At 72.4% G+C, this 24,724-nt stretch carries 17 protein-coding genes and 1 pseudogene; 11 read left to right on the top strand and 7 right to left on the bottom strand.

The window, feature by feature from the left end; translation table 11 throughout:
- Window positions 1–578: 578 nt before the first annotated feature.
- From OG462_RS08425 to OG462_RS08440, 4 genes and pseudogenes are all read right to left on the bottom strand, one after another.
- Window positions 579–1,101, bottom strand: a pseudogene (locus OG462_RS08425) (DUF4157 domain-containing protein); the annotation flags it as partial.
- Window positions 1,102–1,370: 269 nt separating this feature from the next.
- Window positions 1,371–3,437 carry an iron ABC transporter permease gene (locus OG462_RS08430; protein WP_406055990.1) on the bottom strand — a complete coding sequence of 689 codons (2,067 nt, stop codon included), beginning with the start codon at window positions 3,435–3,437 and terminating at the stop codon, window positions 1,371–1,373.
- A 4-nt stretch (window positions 3,438–3,441) separates the two neighbouring features.
- Window positions 3,442–4,419: an ABC transporter substrate-binding protein gene (locus tag OG462_RS08435; RefSeq protein WP_406055992.1), complete on the bottom strand. Its 978-nt coding sequence runs from the start codon at window positions 4,417–4,419 to the stop codon at window positions 3,442–3,444.
- Window positions 4,416–5,276 carry an ABC transporter ATP-binding protein gene (locus OG462_RS08440; protein WP_406055994.1) on the bottom strand — a complete coding sequence of 287 codons (861 nt, stop codon included), beginning with the start codon at window positions 5,274–5,276 and terminating at the stop codon, window positions 4,416–4,418. The genes OG462_RS08435 and OG462_RS08440 overlap by 4 nt, the downstream gene beginning before the upstream one ends.
- Window positions 5,277–5,449: 173 nt before the next feature.
- On the opposite strand from OG462_RS08440, the gene OG462_RS08445 reads away from it, so the two are divergent.
- The 6 genes from OG462_RS08445 to OG462_RS08470 all read left to right on the top strand — a co-directional run bounded on the left by OG462_RS08445 (window position 5,450) and on the right by OG462_RS08470 (window position 10,825).
- Window positions 5,450–5,533, top strand: coding sequence for a putative leader peptide (locus OG462_RS08445; RefSeq protein ID WP_351816447.1), 84 nt, complete (start codon window positions 5,450–5,452; stop codon window positions 5,531–5,533).
- A 173-nt stretch (window positions 5,534–5,706) separates the two neighbouring features.
- Window positions 5,707–6,567 carry an ABC transporter permease gene (locus tag OG462_RS08450; protein WP_406055996.1) on the top strand — a complete coding sequence of 287 codons (861 nt, stop codon included), beginning with the start codon at window positions 5,707–5,709 and terminating at the stop codon, window positions 6,565–6,567.
- Entirely contained in the window at window positions 6,540–7,271 is a 732-nt protein-coding gene (locus OG462_RS08455; protein ID WP_406055998.1) for an ABC transporter ATP-binding protein, read from the top strand. Before OG462_RS08450 ends, OG462_RS08455 begins: the two co-directional genes overlap by 28 nt.
- Before the next feature lie 50 nt (window positions 7,272–7,321).
- Window positions 7,322–8,356, top strand: a complete 1,035-nt coding sequence (locus OG462_RS08460; RefSeq protein ID WP_406056000.1) for an ABC transporter substrate-binding protein — start codon at window positions 7,322–7,324, stop codon at window positions 8,354–8,356.
- On the top strand, window positions 8,353–9,564 hold the full coding sequence (locus tag OG462_RS08465; RefSeq protein WP_406056002.1) for an LLM class flavin-dependent oxidoreductase: 1,212 nt from the start codon (window positions 8,353–8,355) through the stop codon (window positions 9,562–9,564). Before OG462_RS08460 ends, OG462_RS08465 begins: the two co-directional genes overlap by 4 nt.
- A 109-nt stretch (window positions 9,565–9,673) precedes the next feature.
- On the top strand, window positions 9,674–10,825 hold the full coding sequence (locus tag OG462_RS08470; RefSeq protein ID WP_406066433.1) for an NAD(P)-binding domain-containing protein: 1,152 nt from the start codon (window positions 9,674–9,676) through the stop codon (window positions 10,823–10,825).
- A gap of 18 nt (window positions 10,826–10,843) precedes the next feature.
- Here the strand turns inward: OG462_RS08470 and mltG are convergent, their stop codons facing one another.
- Together mltG and OG462_RS08480 are read right to left on the bottom strand one after the other, a co-directional pair.
- Window positions 10,844–11,749 (bottom strand): endolytic transglycosylase MltG, encoded by a 906-nt coding sequence (gene mltG / locus OG462_RS08475; protein ID WP_406056004.1) that lies wholly within the window; start codon window positions 11,747–11,749, stop codon window positions 10,844–10,846.
- 306 nt (window positions 11,750–12,055) lie between these two features.
- Window positions 12,056–13,939 (bottom strand): ABC transporter ATP-binding protein, encoded by a 1,884-nt coding sequence (locus tag OG462_RS08480; protein ID WP_406056006.1) that lies wholly within the window; start codon window positions 13,937–13,939, stop codon window positions 12,056–12,058.
- Between the two features lie 90 nt (window positions 13,940–14,029).
- Here OG462_RS08480 and OG462_RS08485 point away from each other — a divergent pair, with 90 nt between their 5' ends.
- The 3 genes from OG462_RS08485 (at window position 14,030) to OG462_RS08495 (ending at window position 19,139) form a co-directional block, all read left to right on the top strand.
- Window positions 14,030–14,509, top strand: a complete 480-nt coding sequence (locus OG462_RS08485; protein ID WP_406056008.1) for a MarR family winged helix-turn-helix transcriptional regulator — start codon at window positions 14,030–14,032, stop codon at window positions 14,507–14,509.
- Window positions 14,510–14,548: 39 nt separating this feature from the next.
- On the top strand, window positions 14,549–17,473 hold the full coding sequence (locus tag OG462_RS08490; RefSeq protein ID WP_406056010.1) for an FAD-binding and (Fe-S)-binding domain-containing protein: 2,925 nt from the start codon (window positions 14,549–14,551) through the stop codon (window positions 17,471–17,473).
- A gap of 232 nt (window positions 17,474–17,705) precedes the next feature.
- On the top strand, window positions 17,706–19,139 hold the full coding sequence (locus tag OG462_RS08495; protein WP_406056012.1) for a Gfo/Idh/MocA family oxidoreductase: 1,434 nt from the start codon (window positions 17,706–17,708) through the stop codon (window positions 19,137–19,139).
- A gap of 64 nt (window positions 19,140–19,203) precedes the next feature.
- Here the strand turns inward: OG462_RS08495 and OG462_RS08500 are convergent, their stop codons facing one another.
- The gene (locus OG462_RS08500) at window positions 19,204–20,820 is read right to left on the bottom strand and encodes a peptide-N4-asparagine amidase (RefSeq protein WP_406056014.1); all 1,617 of its coding nucleotides are present in this window, start codon (window positions 20,818–20,820) and stop codon (window positions 19,204–19,206) included.
- Between the two features lie 211 nt (window positions 20,821–21,031).
- Here OG462_RS08500 and OG462_RS08505 point away from each other — a divergent pair, with 211 nt between their 5' ends.
- Both OG462_RS08505 and OG462_RS08510 read left to right on the top strand, forming a co-directional pair.
- Complete coding sequence (locus tag OG462_RS08505) at window positions 21,032–22,915, top strand: ABC transporter transmembrane domain-containing protein (protein WP_406056016.1); 1,884 nt, start codon at window positions 21,032–21,034, stop codon at window positions 22,913–22,915.
- A complete protein-coding gene (locus tag OG462_RS08510; protein ID WP_406056018.1) occupies window positions 22,912–24,693 on the top strand; it encodes an ABC transporter ATP-binding protein in 1,782 nt (593 codons plus the stop codon). The genes OG462_RS08505 and OG462_RS08510 overlap by 4 nt, the downstream gene beginning before the upstream one ends.
- Window positions 24,694–24,724 lie beyond the last annotated feature (31 nt).

Consider the following 24,724-nt stretch of genomic DNA (forward strand, 5'->3'; position numbering starts at 1 on the left):
GTATTGCCCTGCTTCCGTCTTTGCCGCATCGACGTCGCGCTTCATTTGATCCTTGCGCTCCTTCTTCACCTCGGCGGAGATGCCCTCCTCTTTGATCCCCGCCCCGGCACCTATCTGGATCTCACGCAATTTCTGCTTGAGCGCTTCCGTCCTCTCTCCCCTCTGCGCGACCTTGACCGGGTCGGAGTTCTCCTCCGCCATCCTGGTGTTGCGCAGGAAATCAGTGATCCTTTTCTTGTCGTCCCTCTCGCTGAAGTCGCTCAACATGCCGTACATGAGGAGCTTGAGGGTCGGGTCGAGGAGCATGGCGGCCCGAATGTGGTACATGTCGCCGGAGTGTCCCGCGTCCACAACGAGGGTGTTTTCTTTCGTGAGTCCATGGAGCGCTGCCTCCGACTTGGTCCTGACCTCGATGCCGAATTCCTGATCGGTCGCGACCGCTGTTCCCTGCGTGACCGGCGCGGAGGACGACGACGACGTCGTCTCCTCCTCCATACGCTGAAGGGAAGGCCGGGCCGGCGTGGAGGATGAGGATGTCTCCTCGGTCATGCGCTGAACAGAACGCTGAGCCGGCGGAGCCGAGCCCGACAGGGCACGCCGGGCGTTCGCCTCCGCTTCGCGTTCGAAGCGGTCCGAGGGGTCGGAGACGTTCAGTCCGGAGCCGTTGTCGGTTCCGGCGACCGGGCCTTGGCGCTGCTGGATGACGTGGGTCAGCTCGTGGGCGAGGGTGTGCCGGTCGCCACCGCCGTCGCCGATGACGATGTGGTTTCCGGAGGTGTAGGCGCGGGCGCCGACCTCGGCTGCCGAGGCACGAGCGGCACCGTCGTCATGGACGCGGACGTCCGAGAAGTCGGCACCCAGACGCGACTCCATGTCGCCGCGCGTGCTGTCGTCCAGAGGGCTTCCGGCACTGCGCAGGACGTCGTGGACAGCGGAACGCTGCACCGGCGGGGCGGGCGCGTCAGCGGTGCTCTGGCCATGGCCGCAACCGGCACCGTGCTGGTGGCGGGAGTCTTCGATCAGACGGGAGACCGCGGCGTTGCCGATGCTGCGCTGCAAGGCGAGGGCCGTCTGCGGAGACATGCCGCCGATGCCCGCCATCGGCACGACCGCGGAGAACGTGACGCTGCGCGAAATGTCGTGGCGCGATTCCGCGTCCGACGGTTTGGGGGCGTCCTTGGCGTGCATAGGAGTCCTTCTGAAGGGCGCGGTATACGTGCTTTCCTGTCTAGTTGGCCGAGTCGGCGAGGCGCAACGGACGCTCGGGCAGCGTGCGGTGGGCGAACGGGCAACACCCCGGCCGGCACCCGGCGTCCGCATGGCGCAGGCGTCTGAGCGGCGGCTTCACCGACGCTGACCGTACGAAACCCCTAGCCCCGTCGGCTCCGGACCAGGAGATGGAGGAAGTACGGCGTGCCGATCACCGCGGTCATCAGGCCCGCTCCGAGCTGGGCCGGGGCGATGACCGTGCGGCCCACCAGGTCGGCGGTGCAGACGAGGACGGCGCCCAGGAGGACCGCGACCGGCACCACGCGGGCGTGCTGTCGGCCGACCAGGGCGCGGGCCGCGTGGGGTGCCACGAGGCCCACGAAGCCGATGGTGCCGGCGGCGGCGACGGCGGCGCTGAGGAGGACGGCGAGGACGAGGAAGCCGAGGCGGCCGCGGCCCAGGCTCAGGCCGAGGAGTCGCGGGGTGTCCTCGTCGAGGGACACCAGGTCGAGTTCGGTGCGGCGGGCGGCCGCCACGACCACGCCCACGGCGAGAATCACCGCGAGGGGCAGCACGTCGGGCAGGGTCCGCCCGTACGTGGAGCCCGAGAGCCAGGTGAGGGCCTTGGTCGCGTTGAACGGGTCCGTGAGGATGATGAGGAGACTGATCAGGGCCGATGCCCCGGTCGCGACGCCGAAGCCGACGAGGACGAGCCGGTTCTGCTGGAACCCGCCCCTCGCGGCGAGGCCGAAGACGAGGACGGAGCTGACGGCGGCGCCGGCGAAGGCCGCGCCCGCCACGCCCCACGTTCCCGCCGCGGGCACGGTCGTGACCAGGAGGACCGCGCCGAGCGCGGCTCCGCCGGAGACGCCCAGGATGCCCGGTTCGGCGAGCGGGTTGCGGGTCACGGCCTGGACGAGGGTGCCGGCCAGGGCGAGTGCGGCGCCCGCGAACAGGGCGGCGAGAACGCGGGGCACGCGCGTGTCGAGGACGAACGCGGTGGTCCGGCCCGCCCGCCCCTGCAGCCAGTTCACCACGTCGCCGAGCAACAGGTGGGCGTCGCCGAGGAGTACGGCCGCGATGACCACGCCGACGAGGACGACGACCAGGACCGCGGTGGTGGTGAGGAAGACGGCCCGGCTCCTGATGCGCAGCCGGTCGGGCGCGGAGGCCGCCGCCGTGTCCCGGGTCCGGGTGGCCATGACGATGAGGAAGACGGCGCCGACGAGGCTGGTGACGACTCCCGTCGGTACGCCGACCGCGATGTCCGAGGGCACGAGGAGGCGCAGGACCACGTCGGAGCCGAGTACCAGGGCCGCGCCGGTGAGACCCGCGAGAGGCAGGTTGCCCCGCGTGCGGGTGAAGGCGCGGAACCGTCGGGCGAGCGGCCGGACGAGCGCGGGCGCGCAGAGGCCGACGAAGCCGATGGGTCCGGCGAGGGTGACCGCGGCCGTGGAGAGGAGGGCGGCGAGCACGACGGCGGTGAGCCGGGTGGCGCGGACGGGGACGCCGAGGCCGCGGGCGGCGTCGTCGCCGAGGGCGAGGGCGTCGATCCGGCGGGCGAGGAGCAGCAGTCCGACGAGTCCGGCGACGGCGATCGGTGCCATCTGGAAGACGCCGTCGAAACCGTTCTGGGCGATGCTGCCCTGGTTCCAGCGGTAGATGCCCTCGGTCTGCTGGGGGAACAGCAGGAGCAGGCCTTCGGTGACGGCGGTGAGGCCGAGGGTGAGGGCGCTGCCCGCGAGGACGAGCCGGACGGTGCCGGTGCCGAGGCCGGAGAGGCCGAGGACGACCGCGGCCGCCACGAGACCGCCGGCGAACGCGATGCCGGAGGAGGCGAGCAGGGGCAGCGAGACGCCGGTGGCGGCCGCCAGGCCGAGGGCGAAGTAGGAGCCCGCGTTGACGGCGAGGGTGTCGGGCGACGCGAGGACGTTGCGGCTGACGGCCTGGAGGGCGGCGCCCGCCATGCCGAGCACGGCGCCGACGAGCAGCCCCGCGGTCATACGGGGCAGCCGGGAGGCGATGACGACGGACGCGTCGGACGGGTCGGCCCGGCCGGTGAGCGCCTTCCACACCTCCGGGGCGCCGACGGCGGCCGTGCCCTGGGTGATGTCCACGACCGCGAGGACGACGACGAGAAGGATGAGGGCGGCCGTCACCGGGGCCGCGCCCGTCCGGGACGTGGCCGCCGGCGGACGGGTGGCGGGGGTGGTTGCGGTGACGGCCATGGTGTTACTTCGTCAGGGCGGCGACGACGGAGTCGATGTACTTGCTCATCGACCCGGGACCGCCGAACATCCAGACGCCGTCGGGCAGACGGTGGACGTTGCCCTTCTTGACGAACGGCAGCGAGGTCCACACCTTGTCCTTGGCGAGGACACCCGTGAACGGGGTGCTGCCGGCGTCGCCGTCGTTGCCGATGTAGGCGAACTGCACGTCACCGATCTTGGTGAGGCCCTCGACGTCGGTGGAGCCGAGGCCGTAGGCCGGGTCGCCCTTCACCGTCCAGGCGTTCTTCAGACCGAGCTTCTCGTTGACCGCGCCGATCAGCGAACCGCTGGTGTAGGGGCGGATCGAGACCTGGTTGGACATGACGTAGCCGTCGGCGAAGGCGTACTTCGTGCCGGCGAGTCCGGCGTCGGCGAGCTTCTTCCTGCCCTCGTCGAGCTTCGCCTGGAACTGCTTCTTGAGCTCCTCGGACTTCTGCGTGGTGCCGGTGGCCTTGGCGATGGCGTCGAGGTCCGCGTTCATCCGGCCGATCGGGTCGGCGGCGTCGGCGGCCTTCAGCGTCAGGACCGGGGCGACCTTGCGCAGCTGCTTCACGGCGGCCGGCGGCAGGTCCGTGGTGGCGACGATGAGGTCGGGCTTCAGGGCGGCGACGGTCTCCACGCTCGGCTCGCCGCGGGTGCCGATGTCCTTCGGCTCGTTCTTGAGCGGGACGGCGGTGTCCCAGGTCTTGTAGCCCTTGACGTCGGCGACGCCCACCGGGTCGACGCCCAGCGTGATCAGGTGCTCGACGACGTTCCACTCGGTCCCGACGACCTTCTTGGCGGGGCCGTCGAGTTCGACCTTCTCGCCCGTGGAGTCGGTGAGGGTGATGGGCTCGGCGGACTTCTTCGCGTCGTCGGCGGCGGGCTCGGTGGTGCCGCAGGCGGTCAGGGTGAGGGCCGCGGTGGTGGCGACCGCCGTGGTGAGGAGGAGGCGTCTCATGAGGTGGTGCTGAGCCTTTCGCTTCGCGAGTGGTGGCGGCCCATCGCACGGGTGCGCAGCCGGCCGGTGAGGGGATCGGTGTCGACCTCGATGCGGATGCCGTACGTGTCGGTCAGCCGCTCGGGTGTCAGGACGTCCGAGGGGCTGCCGTCGGCGACGACGCGTCCCGTGTCGAGCAGGACGATGCGGTCGGCGACGGCCGCCGCCTGGTCGAGGTCGTGGAGGACGGCCCCTACGGCGATGCCGTGGTCGTCCGCCAGGTCACGCATGAGGTCGAGGAGTTCGACCTGGTAGCGCAGGTCGAGGTACGTGGTGGGCTCGTCGAGCAGGAGGACGCCCGTCTGCTGGGCGAGGCAGCCGGCGAGCCAGACGCGCTGGAGCTGGCCGCCGGAGAGGTGCTCGGCGCCGCGCCCGGCGAGTTCGGTGACGCCGGTCATGGCGAGCGCGCGGTCCACCGCGGCCCGGCCGTCCGGGTCGGCCTTGCCCCAGCGTCCCCGGTAGGGGTAGCGGCCGAATTCGACCACGTCCCGGACGGTCAGCCCGCTGGGTGTGGGGCGTCCCTGGGTGAGCAGGGCGACGTGACGCGAGAACTCACGGGGGCTCAGGGCGAGACCGTCGATGGCGCCGTCGAGGACGAGCGCGACGGTCCGTGGCTGCTGGAGCCGTGCGATCGTGCGGAGCAACGTCGACTTGCCGCTGCCGTTGGGCCCGACGAGGACGGTCACTTCGCCGGGGCGCAGCGTCATGGAGGCGTCGTGGACGACATCGACGCCTTCGTACGCCACGGTGACACCCGTGGCCGAGAGTTCATGACCGTGGGGACGGGGAGTCGCGTCGGTCTCTTCACCTGCTTGCACGTCGCAGAGGTTAGCCTAACCTTACTGATTGGCAAAAGGGGTCTTGAATGGCGGCGGCAAGACGGATTCAGGCCAGCCTGATGCCCCTGTTTCGCTCCGCCGCTTCGCCCCGAAGCACGTCCACGCTCCGAGACACCGTTGACCCGGGGCGCGAGCGTCGCTACCTTCGCGCCATGTTGCGTACAGCCCTGCTCACCACGCGCGGTCACATCGACCTGCTGCGGGTGGCCTCCGCCGCGTGTCGCCGCGGCTGCTGACGCCCTTTCACGCCTCCGGCACCCCTTCGCCTTTCTGACGCCGCATGCCCGCACGCTCGGGCGTGCGCCGTACCCGTACCCCTGACGTCCTCATCTCCGTGCGCCCGCGCTCGCCCCGCGTCGCCCACGGCCGCTGACGCGTACCCACACCTCCCCTCCCCCGGAGTTCCGCCATGACGGTCGGCCACGCCCCACCCCATTCCCCGCCCGACATGTCGCCTTTGCCGGATGTCGAGCCCCTCACTCCCGACCGGGGCCCCGGTCGCGCCCCCGCCGTTCCGCGCTGGCTGCGCCGCACCGTGGGCCCCGTACTCCTCCTCGCCCTGTGGCAGACCCTCAGCGCGACGGGGGTGCTGCCCGCCGACGCGCTCGCCTCGCCGGGGACGATCGCCCGCGCCGGTGGTGAGCTGATCGGCGACGGAACCCTCCCGACCGCGATGGGCGTCTCCCTGCGGCGCGTCGCCGCGGGACTCCTCATCGGCGGGATCGTCGGCATCGCGCTGGCTCTGCTGTCCGGACTCTCCCGGCTCGGCGAGGACCTCGTGGACGCGCCCGTCCAGATGCTGCGGACCGTTCCCTGGGTCGGCCTGATCCCGCTCCTCATCATCTGGCTGGGCATCGGCGAGGCACCCAAGGTCGCGCTCATCGCGCTCGGCGTCGCCTTCCACCTCTATCTGAACGTGTACGCCGGAATCCGCGGCGTCGATGCCCAACTCGTCGAAGCGGGGCAGTCCTTGGGGCTCGGGCACTGGGGTCTCGTCCGGCACGTCGTGCTGCCGGGCGCACTGCCCGGGGCCATGACCGGGCTGCGCTACTCGCTCGCCACGGCCTGGCTGGCGCTGGTCTTCGGCGAGTCCATCAATGCCGACGCAGGCATCGGCTTCCTCATGAACCAGGCGCGGGAGTTCTTCCGCACGGACGTGATCGTCGTCTGCCTGGTCGTCTACGCCTTCCTCGGCCTTCTCGCCGACGCCGTCGTCCGTACTCTCGAAAGGCTGCTGCTGCAATGGCGACCGACCTTCACCGGGCAGTGACCGTCCAGGGCCTCACCCGTTCCTTCGACGGACGTCCGGTCGTCGACGGGCTCGATCTGACCCTGCGCGCCGGGCAGTTCACCGCCCTCCTCGGCCACAGCGGCTGCGGCAAGTCCACCCTCCTGCGTGTCCTCGCGGGGCTCGACCGGGAGATCTCCGGCACCGTCCTCGTCCCGCGCCGCCGTGCCGTCGCCTTCCAGGCACCGCGCCTCATGCCGTGGAAGCGGGTCTGGCGCAATGTGCTCCTCGGACTGCCGGGGAAGCCCGGCCGGGCGGTCGCGGAGAAGGCCTTGGAGGAGGTCGGGCTCGGTCACCGCTCGGGCGCCTGGCCGAAGACCCTCTCCGGCGGCGAGGCCCAACGCGCATCCCTCGCCCGGGCCTTGGTACGGGATCCGGATCTGCTGCTGCTCGACGAGCCGTTCGGCGCGCTCGACGCGCTGACCCGGATCAAGGCCCAGCGGCTCGTGGCCGAGCTGTGGCAGCGGCGCGGCTGCACGGTCCTCCTCGTCACCCACGACGTGGACGAGGCGCTGCTGCTCGCGGACCGCGCCCTGGTGATGCGGGACGGCGTCATCGCCTACGACACCGCGGTCGACCTGGACCGGCCCCGCTCCCCCGGCGATCCCGCCCTGGCCGCGCTCCGGACCCGACTGCTCGCCGAACTCGGCGTCCAAGAGGCCGAGTTCGCCGAGAAGGCGGCCTGACGGCCTGACTGCTCGACCATGCCACTTCCCCTCCTCAAGGAGAGATACCCGTGAAGTCCTTCCGCCTGTCCACCGCGGCCCTGCTCGTGCCGCTCGCACTCCTCGCCTCCGCCTGCTCCGGTGCCTCCGCGGCCGGCCAGTCCTCGAACACCGACGGCAAGGGCTCCCTCGTCCTCGACGTCGGCGACCAGAAGGGCGGCTCCGAGGCTCTGCTGCGGGCCGCCGGCGAGCTCGACGACCTCCCGTACCGGATCACATGGTCGACGTTCACCTCCGGCCCACCCCTGCTCGAAGCGGTGAACGCCAAGGCCGTCGACATCGGTTCCGTCGGCAACACCCCACCCGTCTTCGCCGCCGGCGCCGACTCGAAGATCACCGTGGTCTCCGCGACGCACGGCGACTCCGCGGGCGAGGCGCTCCTCGTCGCGAAGGACTCGCCCCTGCGCTCCGTGGGAGACCTGAAGGGGAAGAAGGTCGCCGTCGCCCAGGGAAGCTCCGCCCACTTCCAGCTGATCGCCTCGCTCGGGAAAGCCGGCCTCAAGCCGAGCGACGTCCAGGTGACCCTGCTGCAACCGGCCGACGCCCTGGCCGCGTTCACCAGCGGCAAGGTGGATGCCTGGGCGGTCTGGGACCCGTACACCTCGCAGGTCCTGCTCAGCGGCAAGGGCCGGGTCCTCGCGGACGGGCGCGGGCTCGTCAACGGCCTCGGCTTCCAGGTCGCCGCCCCCTCGGCGCTCGCCGACCCCGCGAAGGCGAAGGCCATCGGCGACTTCGTCGAGCGGCTCCGGCGCGCCCAGGGCTGGGTGTTCGACCACCCCGAGGCCTGGGCCAAGGTCTGGGCGAAGGAGACCGGACTGCCGTACGAGGTGGCCCTCGCCGCCGTGAAGCGCAGCAACGGCACCCGCATCCCGGTCGCCCTCGACGATGCGGCGATCGCCTCCGAGCAGAAGATCGCCGACACCTTCGCCGCCCTCGGGCTCATCCCCCGCACGTTCCGCTTCGCCGACTACGTCGACACCCGCTTCAACAAGGACCTGCCGCCGTCGACCACACCGGCGCGCAGCTACGGAAAGGCCTCCTCATGAGCGTCCATCTGCACTGGTTCCTGCCGACCGGCGGCGACGGCCGGACCCTCGTCGACCGGCATGCCTACACGGACGGCGGGATCACCCGCGACCGCACCGTGTCCGGGGTGCGCGCGCCCGACATCGACTATCTGATCCAGATCGCCAAGGCGGCCGAGCAGTTGGGCTTCGAGGCCGTACTGACCCCGACCGGGACGTGGTGCGAGGACGCCTGGCTGACCACGGTCGCGCTCGCCCAGCACACCGAGCGGCTCAAGTTCCTGGTGGCGTTCCGACCGGGCGTGATCTCGCCGGTGCTCGCGGCCCAGATGGCGTCCACGTACCAGCGGATCACCCGGGGCCGGCTCCTCCTCAACGTGGTGACCGGCGGCGACTCGGCCGAGCAGCGCCGCTTCGGCGACCATCTGGACCACGACCGGCGGTACGCGCGCACGGCCGAGTTCCTGTCCGTCGTGCGGGGCGCGTGGAGCGGCCGGCCGTTCGACTACGAGGGCGAGCACTTCCGGATCGAGGGCGGTCTCACCGCGCTGCCGCCGGACCCGCTGCCCGAGATCTTCTTCGGCGGTTCGTCCGCCGCGGCCGGTCCGGTGGCGGCCGAGCACGCGGACGTCTATCTGACCTGGGGCGAGCCGCCGTGGCAGGTCAAGGAGAAGATCGACTGGATCCGCGGCCTGGCGGAGGAGCGCGGCCGCACGGTCCGCTTCGGGATCCGGCTGCACACGATCTCCCGTGACTCGGCGCGCGAGGCCTGGGCGACGGCCGACCGGCTGCTCTCCGATCTCGACGCCGAGACGATCGCCGCCGCGCAGCAGGTACTCGGCCGGAGCGAGTCGGTCGGCCAGCAGCGGATGCTGGCGCTGCACGAGGGCGGCTCCCTCGGCCGCGACCGGCTGGAGATCTCGCCGAACCTGTGGGCGGGGGTCGGTCTCGTCAGGGGCGGGGCCGGGACCGCGCTCGTCGGCAGCCACGCCGAGGTCGCGGACCGCATCGAGGAGTACCACGACCTGGGCGTGGAGCACTTCGTCCTGTCCGGCTACCCGCACCTGGAGGAGGCGTACTGGTTCGGCGAGGGCGTGCGGCCGGAGCTGGCGGCGCGCGGTCTGCTGCCGACGGTCCTGCCGTCCCCGCTGCTCGGCGTCCCGGCCGCGAACGGCCGCCCGGCCTCGGCGCCGGGAGGTGCGCCGCTGCTCGTGGCCGGCGGACGGTAGGCCCAGGGCGGAGAAGTCGTCGTGGGGGCGCGGGAAGATCCGCGCCCCCGCCTCGGTTGGTAGAACCGTGAACGATTACGGGGTCGAAGAGGCGGCGGAGGCCGAGGCTGTGGCAGCGGGCGGGCAGCGGCTCAGGACGGTGGACGTCGTCGTCATCGGCGCCGGGCAGGCCGGCCTCTCGGCCGCCTTCCATCTGCGCCGCGCCGGCCTGGAGCCGGACCGGGACTTCGTGGTGCTCGACCACGCCCCGCGGGCGGGCGGCGCCTGGCAGTTCCGGTGGCCCTCGCTCACGTACGGCAAGGTCCACGGCATGCATGCGCTGCCCGGCATGGAGTTGACCGGCGCCGACCCCGCCCGCCCCTCCTCCGAGGTGATCGGCGCGTACTTCGACACCTACGAGCGGACCTTCGACCTGCGGATCCATCGCCCCGTCGACGTCACCGCCGTCCGGGAGGGCGACGACGGGCGGCTGCGGGTCGAGACCTCCGGAGGCACGTACACCACCCGCGCCCTGATCAACGCCACCGGCACCTGGGACCGCCCCTTCTGGCCGCGCTACCCGGGCCAGGAGACCTTCCGGGGGTCCCAGCTGCACACCGCCGGTTACCCGGGCCCGGCGGAGTTCGCCGGAAAGCGGGTTCTCGTCGTCGGCGGCGGGGCCTCGGGCACCCAGCACCTCATGGAGATCGCGGACGTCGCCGCCGAGACGTTCTGGGTGACCCGGCGCGAGCCCGTCTTCCGCGAGGGTCCCTTCGGGGAGGCGGAGGGGCGTGCCGCCGTCGCGCTCGTCGAGGAGCGGGTGCGGCAGGGACTGCCCCCGCAGAGCGTCGTCTCGGTCACCGGGCTCCCCCTCAACGACACGATCCGGGCGGCACGCGCGCGCGGGATCCTGGACCGCCTCCCCATGTTCGACCGCATCACCCCGACCGGGGTGGCCTGGGACGACGGCCGTGCCGTCGACGTGGACGTGATCCTCTGGGCCACGGGTTTCCGGGCGGCGATCGACCATCTGACCCCGCTGCGGCTGCGCGAGCCGGGCGGCGGCATCCGGGTCGAGGGCACGCGCGCGGTACGGGACGAGCGCGTCCACCTCGTCGGGTACGGGCCCTCGGCCTCGACGATCGGCGCCAACCGAGCCGGGCGCGCGGCGGTCTCGGACATCCGCCGTCTCCTGCGCCGCGGGCCGGCCGCCGCCCCGAAGGGCGTCGCCGTCTCCGCGGCCGTCCCGGAGGCCGTCTCCGCCGTCGTCGCGACGACCTGACCTGCCGAGGTCTCGGCCTCAGCCCTTCTCCGCGCCCCGGTTGGCGTTGAACTCGGCCACGTTCACCTGGTGGGACGCGTAGTCGGCGGTGAAGCGGGTGTCCCCCGGGGCCACCGTGACGAAGTAGAGCCAGTCGCCGTCCGCCGGGCGGATCACCGCGTCCATCGCCAGGTCACCGGGATTGCCGATGGGCGTCGGCGGCAGGCCCTTGTGCTCATAGGTGTTGTACGGGCTCTCGGTCCGCGTGTCCTCGAACGTGGTGTCCACGGTGCTCCGGCCGAGCGCGTAGTTGAGGGTCGAGTCCATCTGGAGGGCCATGCCCCGGGCGAGCCGGTTGTGGACGACCCGGGCGACCTTGCCCATGTCCTCCGGGTTGTCGGCCTCGGCCTGGACGATGCTGGCCGCGATCACCGTCTCGTACACGCTCATTCCGTGCGCCCGCGCGCCCTCGGCGATCCGCGCGGCCCCGAAGCGCTTCCCGGCCGTGTCGACCATGAAGCGGAGCAGCCCCTCGGGGGTGGTGGCGTTGAGCACGGGATACGTCGCCGGGAAGAGGTAGCCCTCGGGGTTCCCTCCGGCCGCCGCCGGCAGCGGAAGGGCGGTGGCGGATGCGGTCGCGGTCTTCCGCGCCGTGCCTTCGGGCAGGCCGAGTGCCCGGTCGACGGCCGTGTAGACCTGGCCGGCCCGCCAGCCCTCGGGGACGAGGAGCGCCCGGGGCTGTTCGACGGCCGGTTCGTCCCGGGGCAGGAGCAGCGGAAGGGTGATCGCGGCGGCCACGGCGACGACGGCTCCGAGCAGGAGGGCGAGGCGTCCGCGCCGGGTGAGCCGGGGGCGGCGTCGGGAGGGCCGGAGGCCCGGGGGGAGGGACGGGCGTCGGGGGCGGCGGCGTGGGGGTGCGGAGGGTGACGGCGGCCGGTACGTCATGGCCGCACGCTAACCCGCCGCGCAGGGGAATCCCGGGAGCCCGCGCACGCGGCGGCGCCGCCGGCCCCCTGGGACGGGGAACCGACGGCGCCGGGGCACTGCGATCGTCAGACGAGCCAGCCCAGGAAGTGGACGACGCCGGCGAGCAGGTTGGTGATGACGTTCATGGTGGTGCTTCTCCTCGTACAGGTACATCAGTGGGACTGATGCTTCAGTGGGACTGCGCGGTCACGGTCTGCAGCCCGTCGATCGCGCACCGCAATCATCCGATGCCGTACGGGAGTTGAGCAACGAATCCCGGCACGATCACACGTTCTGGGGAACAACCGCTCCCACGTTCGCTTGTTCGGCCGCCCCCGCCGAGGCCCCGGCGCTGACGGCCGCGGCACTCCGCGCGTCCCGCCGGACCAGGGCCGCGTACTTCCCGTCCCGGGCCAGCAGCTCGTCGTGCGTGCCGCGCTCCGCGATCCGGCCCGCCTCCAGGACGACGATCTGGTCGGCGTCGCGGACGGTGGAGAGCCGGTGGGCGATGGTGATCGTGGTGCGGCCGGCCGACAGGGCGTCGATGGCCTGCTGCACGGCATGCTCCGTACGGGTGTCGAGGGCGCTCGTGGCCTCGTCGAGGATCAGTACGGGCGGGTCGCGCAGGATGGTGCGGGCGATGGCCAGGCGCTGCTTCTCGCCGCCCGAGAAGCGGTAGCCGCGCTCGCCGACCAGGGTGTCGTACCCCTCGGGCAGCGAGGCGATGTGGTCGTGGATCTGGGCGGCGCGCGCGGCGGCCTCGATCTCCTCGTCGGTGGCGTCCGGCTTGGCGAACCGGAGGTTGTCGGCGACGGAGGCGTGGAAGAGGTACGTCTCCTGGGAGACGACGCCGACCGCACGGGCGAGGGTGTCGAAGTCCAGATCGCGCACGTCGACGCCGTCGAGGGTGACGCGGCCGCCGGTGACGTCGTACAGCCGGGGCACCAGGTAGCTGAGGGTGGACTTGCCGGAGCCGGTGGGGCCGACGACGGCCAGGCTGCCCCCGGCGGGGACGGTCAGGTCGATGGAGTCGAGGGTCGGACGGCCCGCGCCCTCGGGGTCGTAGTGGAACTCGACCTTCTCGAAGGCGACCTCACCGCGGACCTTCGCGAGCCGGACGGGCTCGGCGGGCTCGGTGATGTCCACGGGCAGGTCGAGGTACTCGAAGATGCGCTGGAAGAGCGCGAGGGACGTCTGCATCTGCACGCCGGTGGAGAGCAGGCTGACGGCGGGCCGGAAGAGGCCCTGCTGGAGCGAGACGAAGGCGACGAGCGTGCCGAGCGAGATCTCGGAGCCGCCCGAGCCGAGGGCGATGCCGGCGACCCAGTAGATCAGGGCGGGCATGGCGGCCATGACGATGCCGATGGTGGACATCCGCCACCGTCCGGCCATGGAGGAGCGCACTTCGAGGTCGACGAGGCGCTCGGACTCCTCGGCGAAGGACTTGGTCAGGGAGTCGGCGCGGCCCATGGTGCGGCCGAGCAGGATGCCGCTGACCGAGAGGGACTCGGTGACGGTCGCGGCCATGGCGGCCATCTGCTTCTGGCGCTGGGTGGTGATCCGCTTGCGCTCGCGGCCGACGCGCCGGCTGATCCAGACGAAGACGGGCAGCAGGAGCAGCGACACGACGGTGAGACGCCAGTCGAGGGCGAGCATGGCGACGATCGTCGCGACGACGGCGGTGAGGTTGGAGACGAGGGAGGTGGCCGTGGAGGTCACGGTCGCCTGCATGCCCCCGATGTCGTTGGCGATCCGGGACTGGACCTCGCCGGTACGCGTGCGCGTGAAGAACGCGAGGGGCATGCGCTGGAGCTGCTCGTAGACCCCGGTGCGCAGGTCGTGCATGACGCGCTGGCCGACGGTGGTGGAGATGAGGGTCTGGAGCACGCCGAAGACGCTGGTCAGCACGGCGGTGGCGATCATGCCGAGGGCGAGCAGGCTGAGCAGCCCGGTGCGGCCCTGGGGGATCGCGGTGTCGAGGATCTCCTTGAGCAGGAAGGGCGAAGCGACCGTGACGAGCGAGGCGGCGCCGACCAGGAGGCCGACGAGCACCAGGCGGGCCCGGTAGGGGCGGAAGAGCCGCAGGATGCGCCGCAGCTGCGCGGGCTCCTTCGGCTGGGCGGAGTCGCGGGGCGGGGGCGTCCAGTCGGACTGGTCGTGGGGGCGCATGGGCTCCTTCGAGGGTTCGGTGATATCGATGAGAGCATAGCTCATTGTTACCTATGCTCACAATGAACCAGGTCCTGATATTGTTCCCGCATGAGCACCTCCGCCGTCCCGACCGGACCCGGCCGTTCGGGGGAACCCGACGCCGACGGCCTCCTCGCCGAGCAGCTGCTGCGCCTCACCCGGCGTCTGCACCGCATCCAGAAGCGCCACCTGGAGCCGGTCGGCATCACGCCCGCCCAGTCCCGGCTGCTCCGCACGGTCGCGCATTTCGGGGACCCGCCCCGGATGGCCGACCTCGCGGCCCGCCTCGAGGTCGTCCCGCGCGCGGTGACCAGTCTCGTCGACGGCCTGGAGGCCGTCGACCGGGTGCGCAGGGTGCCCGATCCGAACAACCGCCGGGTCGTCCGGATCGAGCTCACCGACGCGGGCCGCGCCACGCTGCGGGAGCTGCGCAGCGCGCGCCGGGCGGCCGCAGAGGACATCCTTGCTCCATTGACCGCTGCACAGCGCGAGGTACTCGGAGGTCTGCTGTCCGCCCTGGTCGACTTCGGCCCGGAGGCCGGCTGCTGACCTCTCGGGCACGCGGACGCGCCGAAGGGGAGCCGTGACATGCCGTTGTTCGAGCCGAACCCGCAGGCCCTTCGCCCCGGTACGAAGCGGAGTCCGGCCCCGGACCGCGTGCCGGAGCTCCAGGCGCGGGGAACGCCGAGGCGGCTGCGCGAGGAACTGACCGAGCTCCTCGGCCCCGAGAAGGTCCTCTCCACGATCTCCGACCTCGTCCGGTACGCCTCGGACGCCAGCCCGTACCGCTTCGTCCCGCAGGTCGTCGTGGTCGCCGAGGACATCGACGACATCTCCACGGTCCTGTCGTACGCGCACGGCAAGGGCCGCGAGGTGGTCTTCCGGGCCGCCGGGACCAGCCTCAACGGACAGGCGCAGGGCGAGGACATCCTGGTCGACGTGCGCCGCCACTGGACGGGCGTCGAGGTCCTGGACGGCGGAGCCCGTGCCCGGATCCGCCCCGGCACCACCGTCGTCCGGGCCAACGCCGCGCTCGCCCCGTACGGGCGTGTCCTGGGTCCGGATCCGGCCAGTGCCATCGCCTGCACCATCGGCGGGGTCGTCGCCAACAACGCCTCCGGCATGACGGCCGGGACGACGAGGAACTCGTACCGGACGGTCTCCTCGCTCACCTTCGTGCTGCCGAGCGGGACCGTGGTCGACACGGCCGACCCGGCCGCCGACGAGGAGCTGGCGCACGCCGAGCCCCGGCTGTGCGCGGAGCTGATGGAGCTCAAGGCGGAGATCGAGGCGGACGCCGAGCTGGCCGACCGGATCCGCGCCAAGCACGCCATCAAGAACACCAACGGCTACCGGCTCGACGCCTTCCTCGACGGCGACACCCCGGTGCGGATCCTGCGGGGCCTCATGGTGGGTTCCGAGGGCACCTTCGGCTTCATCTCGGAGGTCGTCTTCGACACCCTGCCGCTGGACCGCGAGGTGTCCTCGGCCCTGCTCTTCTTCCCCTCGCTGCCGGCGGCGGCGGAGGCCGTGCCCCTGTTCAACGCGGCGGGTGCGCTGGCCGTCGAGCTGATGGACGGCAACACCCTGCGGGCCTCGGTGAGCGTGGCGGGCGTCCCCACGGACTGGGCGGAGCTGCCCAAGGACACGGCGGCGCTCCTGGTCGAGTTCCGGGCACCGGACGCGGCGGCGCGGGAGGCGTACGAGCGGGCGGCGGCAGAGGTTCTCGCCGGTCTCGATCTCGTCGCACCGGTGGCCTCCGTGGAGAACGTGTTCACCGGGGACCCGAAGCGGATCGCCGGCTACTGGAAGGCCCGCAAGGCCTTCGTGACGGCGGTCGGCGGCTCCCGCCCCTCCGGTACGACCCTGATCACCGAGGACTTCGCGGTGCCCCCGGCCCGGCTCGCCGAGGCCTGCGGGGCGCTGCTCGACCTCCAGTCCCGGCACGGCTTCGACGCGGCCGTCGCCGGTCACGCCGCGCACGGCAACCTCCACTTCCTGCTCGCCTTCGACGCGGGCGACCCCACCGACGTCGAGCGGTACGCGGGCTTCATGGACGAGTTCTGCAAGCTGACCGTGGAGCGCTTCGACGGCTCTCTGAAGGCGGAGCACGCCACCGGCCGCAACATCGCGCCGTTCCTGGAGCTGGAGTGGGGCACGAAGGCGACCGAGCTGATGTGGCGGGTCAAGGAGGCCATCGACCCCGACGGGGTCCTCGCCCCGCGGATCGTCCTGGACCGCGACCCGCACGCCCATCTGCGGGGGCTGAAGACGATCCCGGCCGTGGAGCGGATCGCCGATCCCTGCATCGAGTGCGGCTTCTGCGAACCGACCTGTCCCAGCCACGACCTGACGACCACTCCGCGCCAGCGGATCGTGCTGCGCCGGGAGATGATGCGGCAGAAAGACGGCTCCCCGGTCGAGACCCGTCTCCTGGAGTCGTTCGGCTACGACGCCGTCGACACCTGCGCCGGCGACTCCACCTGCAAGCTGGCCTGTCCGGTCGGGATCGACACGGGCGCGCTGATGAAGGAGTTCCGGCACGAGCGGCATACCTCGCGCCAGGAGCGGATCGCCGCCCTGGCCGCGAAGAACTTCCGGGCGGCGGAGGCCTCCGCGCGGCTCGCGGTCGCCGCGGCCGACCGGATCGGCGACCGGGTCCTGGCGTCCGTGACCGGCCTGGCCCGCCGGGCGGTCAGCACCGACCTCGTACCGGAATGGCTGCCGGAGATCCCCGGCGCGGCGCCGCGCCGGCTGCCCCGCACCCACCGCCCGGCGGCGGTCGCCGTCTACTACCCGGCCTGCGTGAACCGTATCTTCGGCAATCCGGACGGCCGGCGCGGCCCCTCGCTCCCCGAGGCCGTGGTCGCGGTGTCGGCGCGCGCGGGGAAGCCGGTGTGGATCCCCGACGACGTGGCCGGAACCTGCTGCGCGACGATCTGGCACTCCAAGGGGTACGAGCGCGGCAACAAGGTGATGGCGAACCGGATCGTCGAGGCCGCCTGGGGGTGGACGGCCGGCGGGACGCTGCCGCTGGTCGTGGACGCCTCCTCGTGCACGCTCGGCATCGCGCACGAGGTCGTGCCGTATCTGACGGAGGACAACCGGGCTCTGCACGCAGAGATGACGGTGGTCGACTCGCTGGTGTGGGCGGCGGACGAGCTGCTCCCCCGGCTCGACGTACGCCGCCGGGTCGGCTCCGCCGTGGTCCATCCGACGTGCTCGATGCGGCACCTCGGCGACGAGGACAAGCTGACGGAGCTCGCGCGGGCCTGTGCGGACGAGGTCGTCGTCCCCACCGACGCGGGCTGCTGCGCCTTCGCGGGCGACCGGGGCATGTTGCACCCGGAGCTGACGGCCTCGGCGACGGCCCGGGAGGCGGCCGAGGTGACGGCGCGGCCGTTCGACGCGCATCTCTCGGCCAATCGGATGTGCGAGATCGGAATGGACCGGGCGACGGGCCGCAGCTACGGATCGGTGCTCCTCGCCCTGGAGCACGCGACTCGGCCCTGACGAACCGTCGATTTCGCGTCACTGACGGCCCCTCACCCCTTGCGTGAGGGGCCCTTTCGTCCGTTCGAGTGAGGGTGGGCGCCCGGTACGGCTCGGCGCGAGATCCGGAACAGTAAAGTCCAACCACTTGTCGCAAGAGTCCTATCGGCGCCCTTGCGAACCATCGGTCACCGGGTCCAGGGTCCTGTGCGGGATTCATGAAACAGCCGTGCACACAGCTCCGGGAGGTTCCATGAACGATCAGTCACCGCACACCCCGAGCCGCCGCAAGGTCCTCAGGACCACCGCCGCGGCGGCCGGAACGGGCCTCGGTATCGGCGCCATCGGCGTTCCGTCCGCGCAGGCCGCGACTCCGTCCGCGGCTCCGGCCGAACAGGCCCCCGAGTCACCCGCCGAGGGCGCGGACACACCGAAGCGCCGCGGGGCCACCATGGCCGGGGTCCCCTTCGGGGTCCGCTCCACCGTCCGGGTCGGCATCGTCGGCTTCGGCAACCGGGGCGCCGGCATGATCGGCCACTTCCTCTCGCACCCCTGGGTCCGGGTGAACGCCGTCTGCGACCCCGTCCGCGACAAGGCCGAGCGGGCGGCCGCGGCGGTCGTCGCCGCCGGGCAGCCCGCCCCCGCCGTCTACGCGAACGGCGAGAGCGACTACGAGAAGCTCTGTGCCCGCACGGACCTCGACCTCGTGTACGTGGCCACCCCCTGGGAGACGCACTTCCCGATCGCCCGCGCGGCGATGCTCAACGGCAAGCACGTCGGCGTGGAGTGTCCGGTCGCGATGCGGCTCGACGAACTGTGGGAGCTCGTCGACCTGTCGGAGCAGACCCGCCGCCACTGCATGCAGCTGGAGAACTGCTGCTACGGCCGGAACGAGATGCGCGTGCTGCGGATGGCACACGCCGGGAAGTTCGGCCGCCTCCTGCACGGAGCGGGGGCGTACAACCACGACCTGCGCGGTCTGATGTTCTCCCCGACGTACTACGAGGGCCCCTGGCGCCGGCTGTGGCACACCCAGCTGAGGGGCGACCTCTACCCCAACCACGGCTTCGGTCCCGTCGCCAACTACATGGACGTCAACCGGGGCGACCGGGCGGTGAGCATCAGCAGCTTCGGCACACCGGCGCTCGGACTCGCCGAGTACCGCGAGGAGCACATGCCGTCCGGCGACCCCAGCTGGAAGGAGACGTACATCGGGAGCGACCGGACCATCAGCCTGGTCCAGACGGCCCAGGGCCGGGTCATCCGCCTGGAGCACGACGTCTCCACGCCGCACCCGTACAGCAGGATCAACAGCCTGGGCGGCACCCGGGGCGTCTTCGAGGACTACCCGGCCCGGATCTACCTGGAGCCGGACCACAAGGACGACGAGTGGGCCGACTTCTCGGCGTACGCGGGCGAGTTCGACCACTGGCTCTGGAAGGAGCACGCCAACCCGCCGGGCGGTCACGGCGGCATGGACTACATCATGGTCTACCGCCTGATGCAGTGCATGAAGCTCGGGCTGCCGCCGGACTTCGACGTGTACGACGCCGCCACGTGGACGGCGCCGGTGCCGCTGAGCCACGCCTCGATCAAGGCGAAGGGCGCGCCGCAGGAGATCCCGGACTTCACGCGCGGGGAGTGGCGCAAGGCACGCTCGGGCGTGGACTCGGCGAAGCCGGCCTGACGGACGAGGTGCCTCCGCAGCGGTGCCCGGCCCCCTCGGTACGGGGGGCCGGGCACCGCCGTGTTCAGCAGCGCCGCAGGTCCTGGGTGACGGTTCCCTGAACGGTCGTCAGGCTCCGGTCGTAGCAGCCCTCGGAGCCGTACAGCCGGTAGCGGTCGTGCGTGGTGCCGACCGCGTGCCGCTGGTCGCGCGGCACGCCCGTGGTGTACGTGGCGTCCCCGGTGTACGTGTCGTCGAGCCGCGACCAGGACAGGCGCCGTCCGTCGCGCAGGACGCCGGTGTCGGCACGGTCCCCGAGGGTGAGGACCGTGCGCAGCCGGTCGCCCGCGCCGATCGTGGTCTCGCCGTCCATGGTGTACGTCCGGTCGGCGCGGGTGACGGTCCGGCCGCTGGTCACGGTCTCCCGGTCGGTCCAGCGCCCGGTGAACGCGTCCGGGTTCTCCCCCTCGCCCCAGCGGTGGACGGAGCTGTGGGCGACGGTCCGGTCGACGGTGGTGGTCACCCGGCCGTGCGAGGTGTTCAGGTGTCCGGTGACGGTGAGCCGGTGTCCTGCCTCGGTGTCGAGTCGGTGGAGGGAGTCCGCGGTGCCCGCCGTGTAGACGGAGGAGTTGCGCGGGGTGGTCTCCTCGTGGCGGTCGAGGCCGCCGGTGACGACCCGGCTGCCCTCGTCCTGCCACAGCAGCACGTTGGTGGGCGTGGACCAGCCCGCCTGCCCGGCCGGGACCCCGGCGACGGTGACCTCCACCCGGTGGGCGCGACCGTCGTTGAGGACCGCGGCGAACGGGGTCAGGTCGTAGAGGACCGGCTGGACGTCGAAGGCGCGCGGCCCGGGGGTGACGTACCAGAGGAAGGGGTTCGACCAGCCGCCGGTCCAGACGGTCGGGAAGGGCGCGGCGATGCCCGCGAGGCGTCCGTCGACGGAGACGCGGACCTCCCGGTGGGGGCCCTCGGTGGCCCGGCAGGAGTAGGGGGCCGCGTCGGGGACGGAGAGGTACCAGTACTCCTCGCAGCCGCCGCCGGAGCCGGTGGCGTACACCTCGGCGAGGACGCGTTCGGTGTTGCGCGGGGTGGTGAGGGTGGAGCCGGTGAGCGGGATGACCCGGTCGGGCGTGTCCGCGGCGGGTTTCACGCGGCCCTGGGCGGTGTGGAAGGTCAGGGTGACGCGGACGTCGAGGACACCGGTGTAGGTCTCGTTCACGACATTGCCGATGAGCATCTCGACGGCGCCCGGGCGGCTGAGGGTGTCGCGGTAGCGGGTGACGTCCTTCTCGACCGACCAGGTGATGCCGTCGGGCGAGGGCTGGGGCGTGGAGGTGCGGAGGATCTCCACGCCGCCGACGGTGAGGTACCCGAGGCGGTCGTACTGGCGGCCCTTGACGCTGCCTTCGAGGCGCAGGACGACCTTGTTCCAGCGGGTGCCGCACTCCTTCGGCGGGGCGTAACCGCCCTGGTAGGGGGTGAAGTCGCGGAACTGGGCGGCGGCGAGGGTCACCTCGCAGCTACGGGTGCCGGGGGTCTCGACGGGCGGGGCGGCGGTGACCGGGTCGTGCCAGTCGCTCGTGAACTCGGCCGGGGGCGTCGGGCCGTTCGGGCCCTCGGCGGCGGCCGGGTGGGCGGTGAGGAGCGCGCCCGCGGCAAGCACCAGGCCGCTGAGCATGCTCATGATCTTGAGTGATCTCATGGGGCTGGAGTGAAGCGTGGTCAGTGCCGTGCGGTCCAGAGGACGATGAGCGGACATGGCGCGATCTGTTCCGTCGTGGGGAAAATCAATTGCCGCCCCCGGGCGAAAAAGCGAACCTTGCACGGTTTCCCCCTGCCCTCGCACCACCCTCCGCCGTCGCACACCCCCGGCGCGCGTTCCCCCAGACAAGACCCGGAGACCCTGGGACGCCATGCAGATTCGAGATCTTCCCTACGCCGACCCAGGGGTCCCCGTTGTCCGCTCGGGCACCCGGTTCCTCGTCTGGCTCGGCCGTCAGCAGCTCGGCGGGCAGGTGAAGTCCATGCTGTGGGGACTTCTGCACCACCTGGGCATCGCCGGACTGCCGCTCGGCACCGGCATCGCCGTGCAGGCGGTCGTGGACCGCGACGGCGGGCGCCTCGCGCTCGCCGGAGCCCTGCTCGTGACCTTCGGCATCGCCATCGCCGCCGGTGACGTGATGCTGCACCGCACCGCCGTCACCAACTGGATCACGGCGGCCGCCCGCGTCCAGCAGCTCCTCTCCCGCAAGACCGCCGAACTGGGCTCCGTCCTGACCCGTCGGGTCGCCGCCGGCGAGGTCGTCGCCGTCTCCACCGGAGACGTCGAGAAGATCGGCTGGTTCGTCGAGGCCCTGTCGCGGTTCGCCGCCGGCGCCGTCACCCTGGTGATCATCTGCGTCGGCCTGACCGTCTACCAGCCCGCCCTCGGCGTCGTCGTGGCCGTCGGCGTCCCCGTCCTCGCCCTGTCCGTGCTGCCGCTCCTCCCCCGCGCGACGCGCCGGGCGGACGTCCAGCGCGAGAAGGCGGGCAAGGCCACGGAGCTCGCCTCCGACACCGTCGCCGGACTCCGTGTGCTGCGCGGCATCGGCGGTGAGGAACTGTTCCTCGGCCGCTACCGCGCCGCCTCCCAGGAGGTCCGCAAGGCCGCCGTGCGCAGCGCGCGCATGTGGGCGCTGATCTCCGCGATCCAGGTCGTGCTGCCCGGCATCCTGCTCATCGTCGTGGTGGCGTACGGGGCCCGGCTCGCGTTCGACGGGCGAATCACGGTCGGTGAACTGGTCACCGTCTACAGCGCCGTGGCCCTCACGTACCACCCGCTGCGCAACTTCGAGGAGATCGCCATGGCCTTCTCCTTCTCCCGGCCGTCCGCGAAGCGGGCCGCCCGGGTGCTCTCGCTGGCCCGTACGACCAGCACGACCGCCGCGGTCGGGGACGAGGACCGCAAGGCGACCGGTGACCTGTACGACCCGCTGACCGGGCTGCTCGCCCCGGCCGGTCGGTTCACCGCGGTGGTCTGCGGCGACCCGGACGTGGCCGGGCGGCTCGCGGACCGGCTCGGCGGCCACCCGGCCGATCCGGGTGAGGACCACACCTCGGTCCTGCTCGGCGGCGTCCCGCTCGACGAACTGCCACTGGACACCGCCCGTACCGCCGTCCTCGTCCAGGACAAGGACCCGGTCCTGCTCTCGGGCACGCTCAGTGAGCTGCTCGACGTGCCCCGCTCGGGCGGGGTGCTCCCCGACGACGCCCTGGCCGCCGCCCGGTGCGAGGACGTCCTCGACGCGCTCGCGCAGGCGTCCGTGGACACCGACGGCGATCCGATGCGCACCCGCATCACCGAGCGGGGCAGGTCGCTGTCCGGCGGCCAGCGCCAGCGGCTCGCCCTCGCCCGGTCCCTGGTGACCGACCCGGAGGTGCTCGTCCTCGACGAGCCCACTTCCGCGGTCGACGCGCACACCGAGGCCCGGGTCGCCGCCGGCATCAGCGAACTGCGCGCGGCCAGGACCACCGTGGTCCTCGCCTCCTCACCGCTGCTCCTGGACCGCGCCGACCGCGTCGTCCTGGTCGACGAGGGCCAGGCGGTCGCCGTCGGCACCCACCGCGAGCTGCTCGCCCGGGAGCCCCGCTACCGGGCGGTCGTCACCCGCGAGACCGACGAGGAGCTCGCCGCGCCGGTAGCCGCCGACACCACGCTCGAAGCGGTCGCCCCGATCGAATCGGTCGGAGCAGTCGGAGCGGTCGGAGCGGTCGGAGCGGTCGACGAACTCGAAGCACTGGAAGGGGAATCGGCATGATCGGCCTGGCGCCACCGGGGTACGACCCGGCGGCCCCGACGACGGCGACCACGCTGCCCGTCGCCGGCAACACGACCGTCCGCACCTACGTACGCGAGCTGCTGAGCCGCCACCGCCGGGCGTTCGCGCTGCTCATCGGGGTGAACGCGGTCGCCGTGATCGCCTCGATGGCCGGCCCGTACCTGCTCGGTTCGCTGGTGGACAAGCTGGCCACGGGAGCGCGCGAGCTCCATCTGGAGCGCACGATCGCGCTGTTCGCGGTCGCGCTGCTCATCCAGACCGCCTTCGTCCGGCTCGTCCGGCTGCGCGGCGCGATGCTCGGCGAGGAGATGCTCGCCGACCTGCGGGAGGACTTCCTCGTCCGCGCGGTCGGCCTGCCGCCCGGCGTGCTCGAACGGGCCGGCACGGGTGACCTGCTCTCCCGCATCACCACGGACGTCGACCGGCTCTCCAACGCGATGCGCGAGGCCGTGCCCCAGCTGGCCATCGGCGTCGTGTGGGCCGGGCTGCTGCTCGGCGGCCTCACGGTGACGGCGCCGCCCCTGGCGCTCGCCGCGCTGCTCGCGGCGCCGCTGCTCGTCGTGGGCTCCCGGTGGTACTTCCGGCGGGCGCCGGCCGCGTACCGCTCGGAGTCCGCGGGGTACGCGGCCGTGGCCGCCGCCCTCGCCGAGACGGTCGACGCGGGCCGCACGGTCGAGTCGCACCGCCTCGGCGCCCGCCGGATCGCCCTGTCGAACCGGCGCATCTCCGAGTGGGTCGCATGGGAGAGGTACACCCTCTTCCTGCGCTCCGTGCTCTTCCCCGTCGTCAACCTCACCCATATGACGGTGCTGTGCTCCGTGCTGCTGCTCGGCGGGGTGTTCGTGCTGCAGGGCTGGATCGACGTCGGGCAGCTGACGACGGGCGCCCTGCTCGCGCAGATGCTGGTGGACCCCATCGGGATCGTGCTCCGCTGGTACGACGAGCTCCAGGTCGCGCAGGTGTCGCTGGCCCGGCTCGTCGGCGTCCGCGACATCGAGCCGGACGCGGGCGACACGGAGGTACGGCCGGAGGGCCGGGCGGTCCGGGCGGACGAGGTCCGGTTCGGCTACCGCGAGGGCGTCGACGTGCTGCACGAGGTGTCCCTGAAGGTGGCGCCCGGCACCCGGCTCGCGCTGGTCGGCCCGTCCGGCGCGGGCAAGTCCACCCTCGGCCGCCTCCTCGCGGGCATCTACGCCCCGAGGACCGGTTCGGTCACCCTCGGCGCGGCCGAGCTGGCGCGGATGCCCGCCGAGCGGGTCCGTGAGCACGTGGCCCTGGTCAACCAGGAGCACCATGTCTTCGTGGGCTCGCTCCGGGACAACCTGCTCCTGGCCAAGACGGGGGCCTCGGACACCGAGCTGTGGTCTGCGCTCACGGCGGTGGACGCGGAGGTCTGGGCCCGCGGGCTCGACGAGGGCCTGGACACCGAGGTCGGCTCGGGCGGCCGGTCGCTGACCCCGGCGCAGGCCCAGCAGATCGCACTGGCCCGGCTGGTCCTCGCGGACCCGCACACGCTGGTCCTGGACGAGGCGACCTCGCTGCTCGACCCGAGGGCGGCCCGGCATCTCGAGCGCTCCCTCGGCCGGGTCCTGGACGGGCGGACGGTCGTGGCCATCGCGCACCGGCTGCACACCGCGCACGATGCCGACCTGATCGCGGTCGTCGAGTCCGGCCGGATCAGCGAACTCGGCAGCCACGCGGAACTGGTCGCGGCGGACGGGGCGTACGCGGCGCTGTGGAGGTCGTGGCACGGCTGACCCGTGCGGAGGACCGGGGCTCCCGCTCCGC

Source organism: Streptomyces sp. NBC_01077 (assembly GCF_045162855.1).
GTDB lineage: Bacteria > Actinomycetota > Actinomycetes > Streptomycetales > Streptomycetaceae > Streptomyces.

Coding starts and splice junctions, on each gene's coding strand:
- OG462_RS08495 (WP_406056012.1), top strand. CDS start 17,706: ATGAACGATCAGTCACCGCACACCCCGAGCCGCCGCAAGGTCCTCAGG.
- OG462_RS08500 (WP_406056014.1), bottom strand. CDS start 20,820: ATGAGATCACTCAAGATCATGAGCATGCTCAGCGGCCTGGTGCTTGCC.
- OG462_RS08480 (WP_406056006.1), bottom strand. CDS start 13,939: ATGCGCCCCCACGACCAGTCCGACTGGACGCCCCCGCCCCGCGACTCC.
- OG462_RS08435 (WP_406055992.1), bottom strand. CDS start 4,419: ATGAGACGCCTCCTCCTCACCACGGCGGTCGCCACCACCGCGGCCCTC.
- OG462_RS08505 (WP_406056016.1), top strand. CDS start 21,032: ATGCAGATTCGAGATCTTCCCTACGCCGACCCAGGGGTCCCCGTTGTC.
- mltG (WP_406056004.1), bottom strand. CDS start 11,749: ATGACGTACCGGCCGCCGTCACCCTCCGCACCCCCACGCCGCCGCCCC.
- OG462_RS08445 (WP_351816447.1), top strand. CDS start 5,450: ATGTTGCGTACAGCCCTGCTCACCACGCGCGGTCACATCGACCTGCTG.
- OG462_RS08450 (WP_406055996.1), top strand. CDS start 5,707: ATGACGGTCGGCCACGCCCCACCCCATTCCCCGCCCGACATGTCGCCT.
- OG462_RS08490 (WP_406056010.1), top strand. CDS start 14,549: ATGCCGTTGTTCGAGCCGAACCCGCAGGCCCTTCGCCCCGGTACGAAG.
- OG462_RS08430 (WP_406055990.1), bottom strand. CDS start 3,437: ATGGCCGTCACCGCAACCACCCCCGCCACCCGTCCGCCGGCGGCCACG.
- OG462_RS08465 (WP_406056002.1), top strand. CDS start 8,353: ATGAGCGTCCATCTGCACTGGTTCCTGCCGACCGGCGGCGACGGCCGG.
- OG462_RS08485 (WP_406056008.1), top strand. CDS start 14,030: ATGAGCACCTCCGCCGTCCCGACCGGACCCGGCCGTTCGGGGGAACCC.
- OG462_RS08510 (WP_406056018.1), top strand. CDS start 22,912: ATGATCGGCCTGGCGCCACCGGGGTACGACCCGGCGGCCCCGACGACG.
- OG462_RS08455 (WP_406055998.1), top strand. CDS start 6,540: ATGGCGACCGACCTTCACCGGGCAGTGACCGTCCAGGGCCTCACCCGT.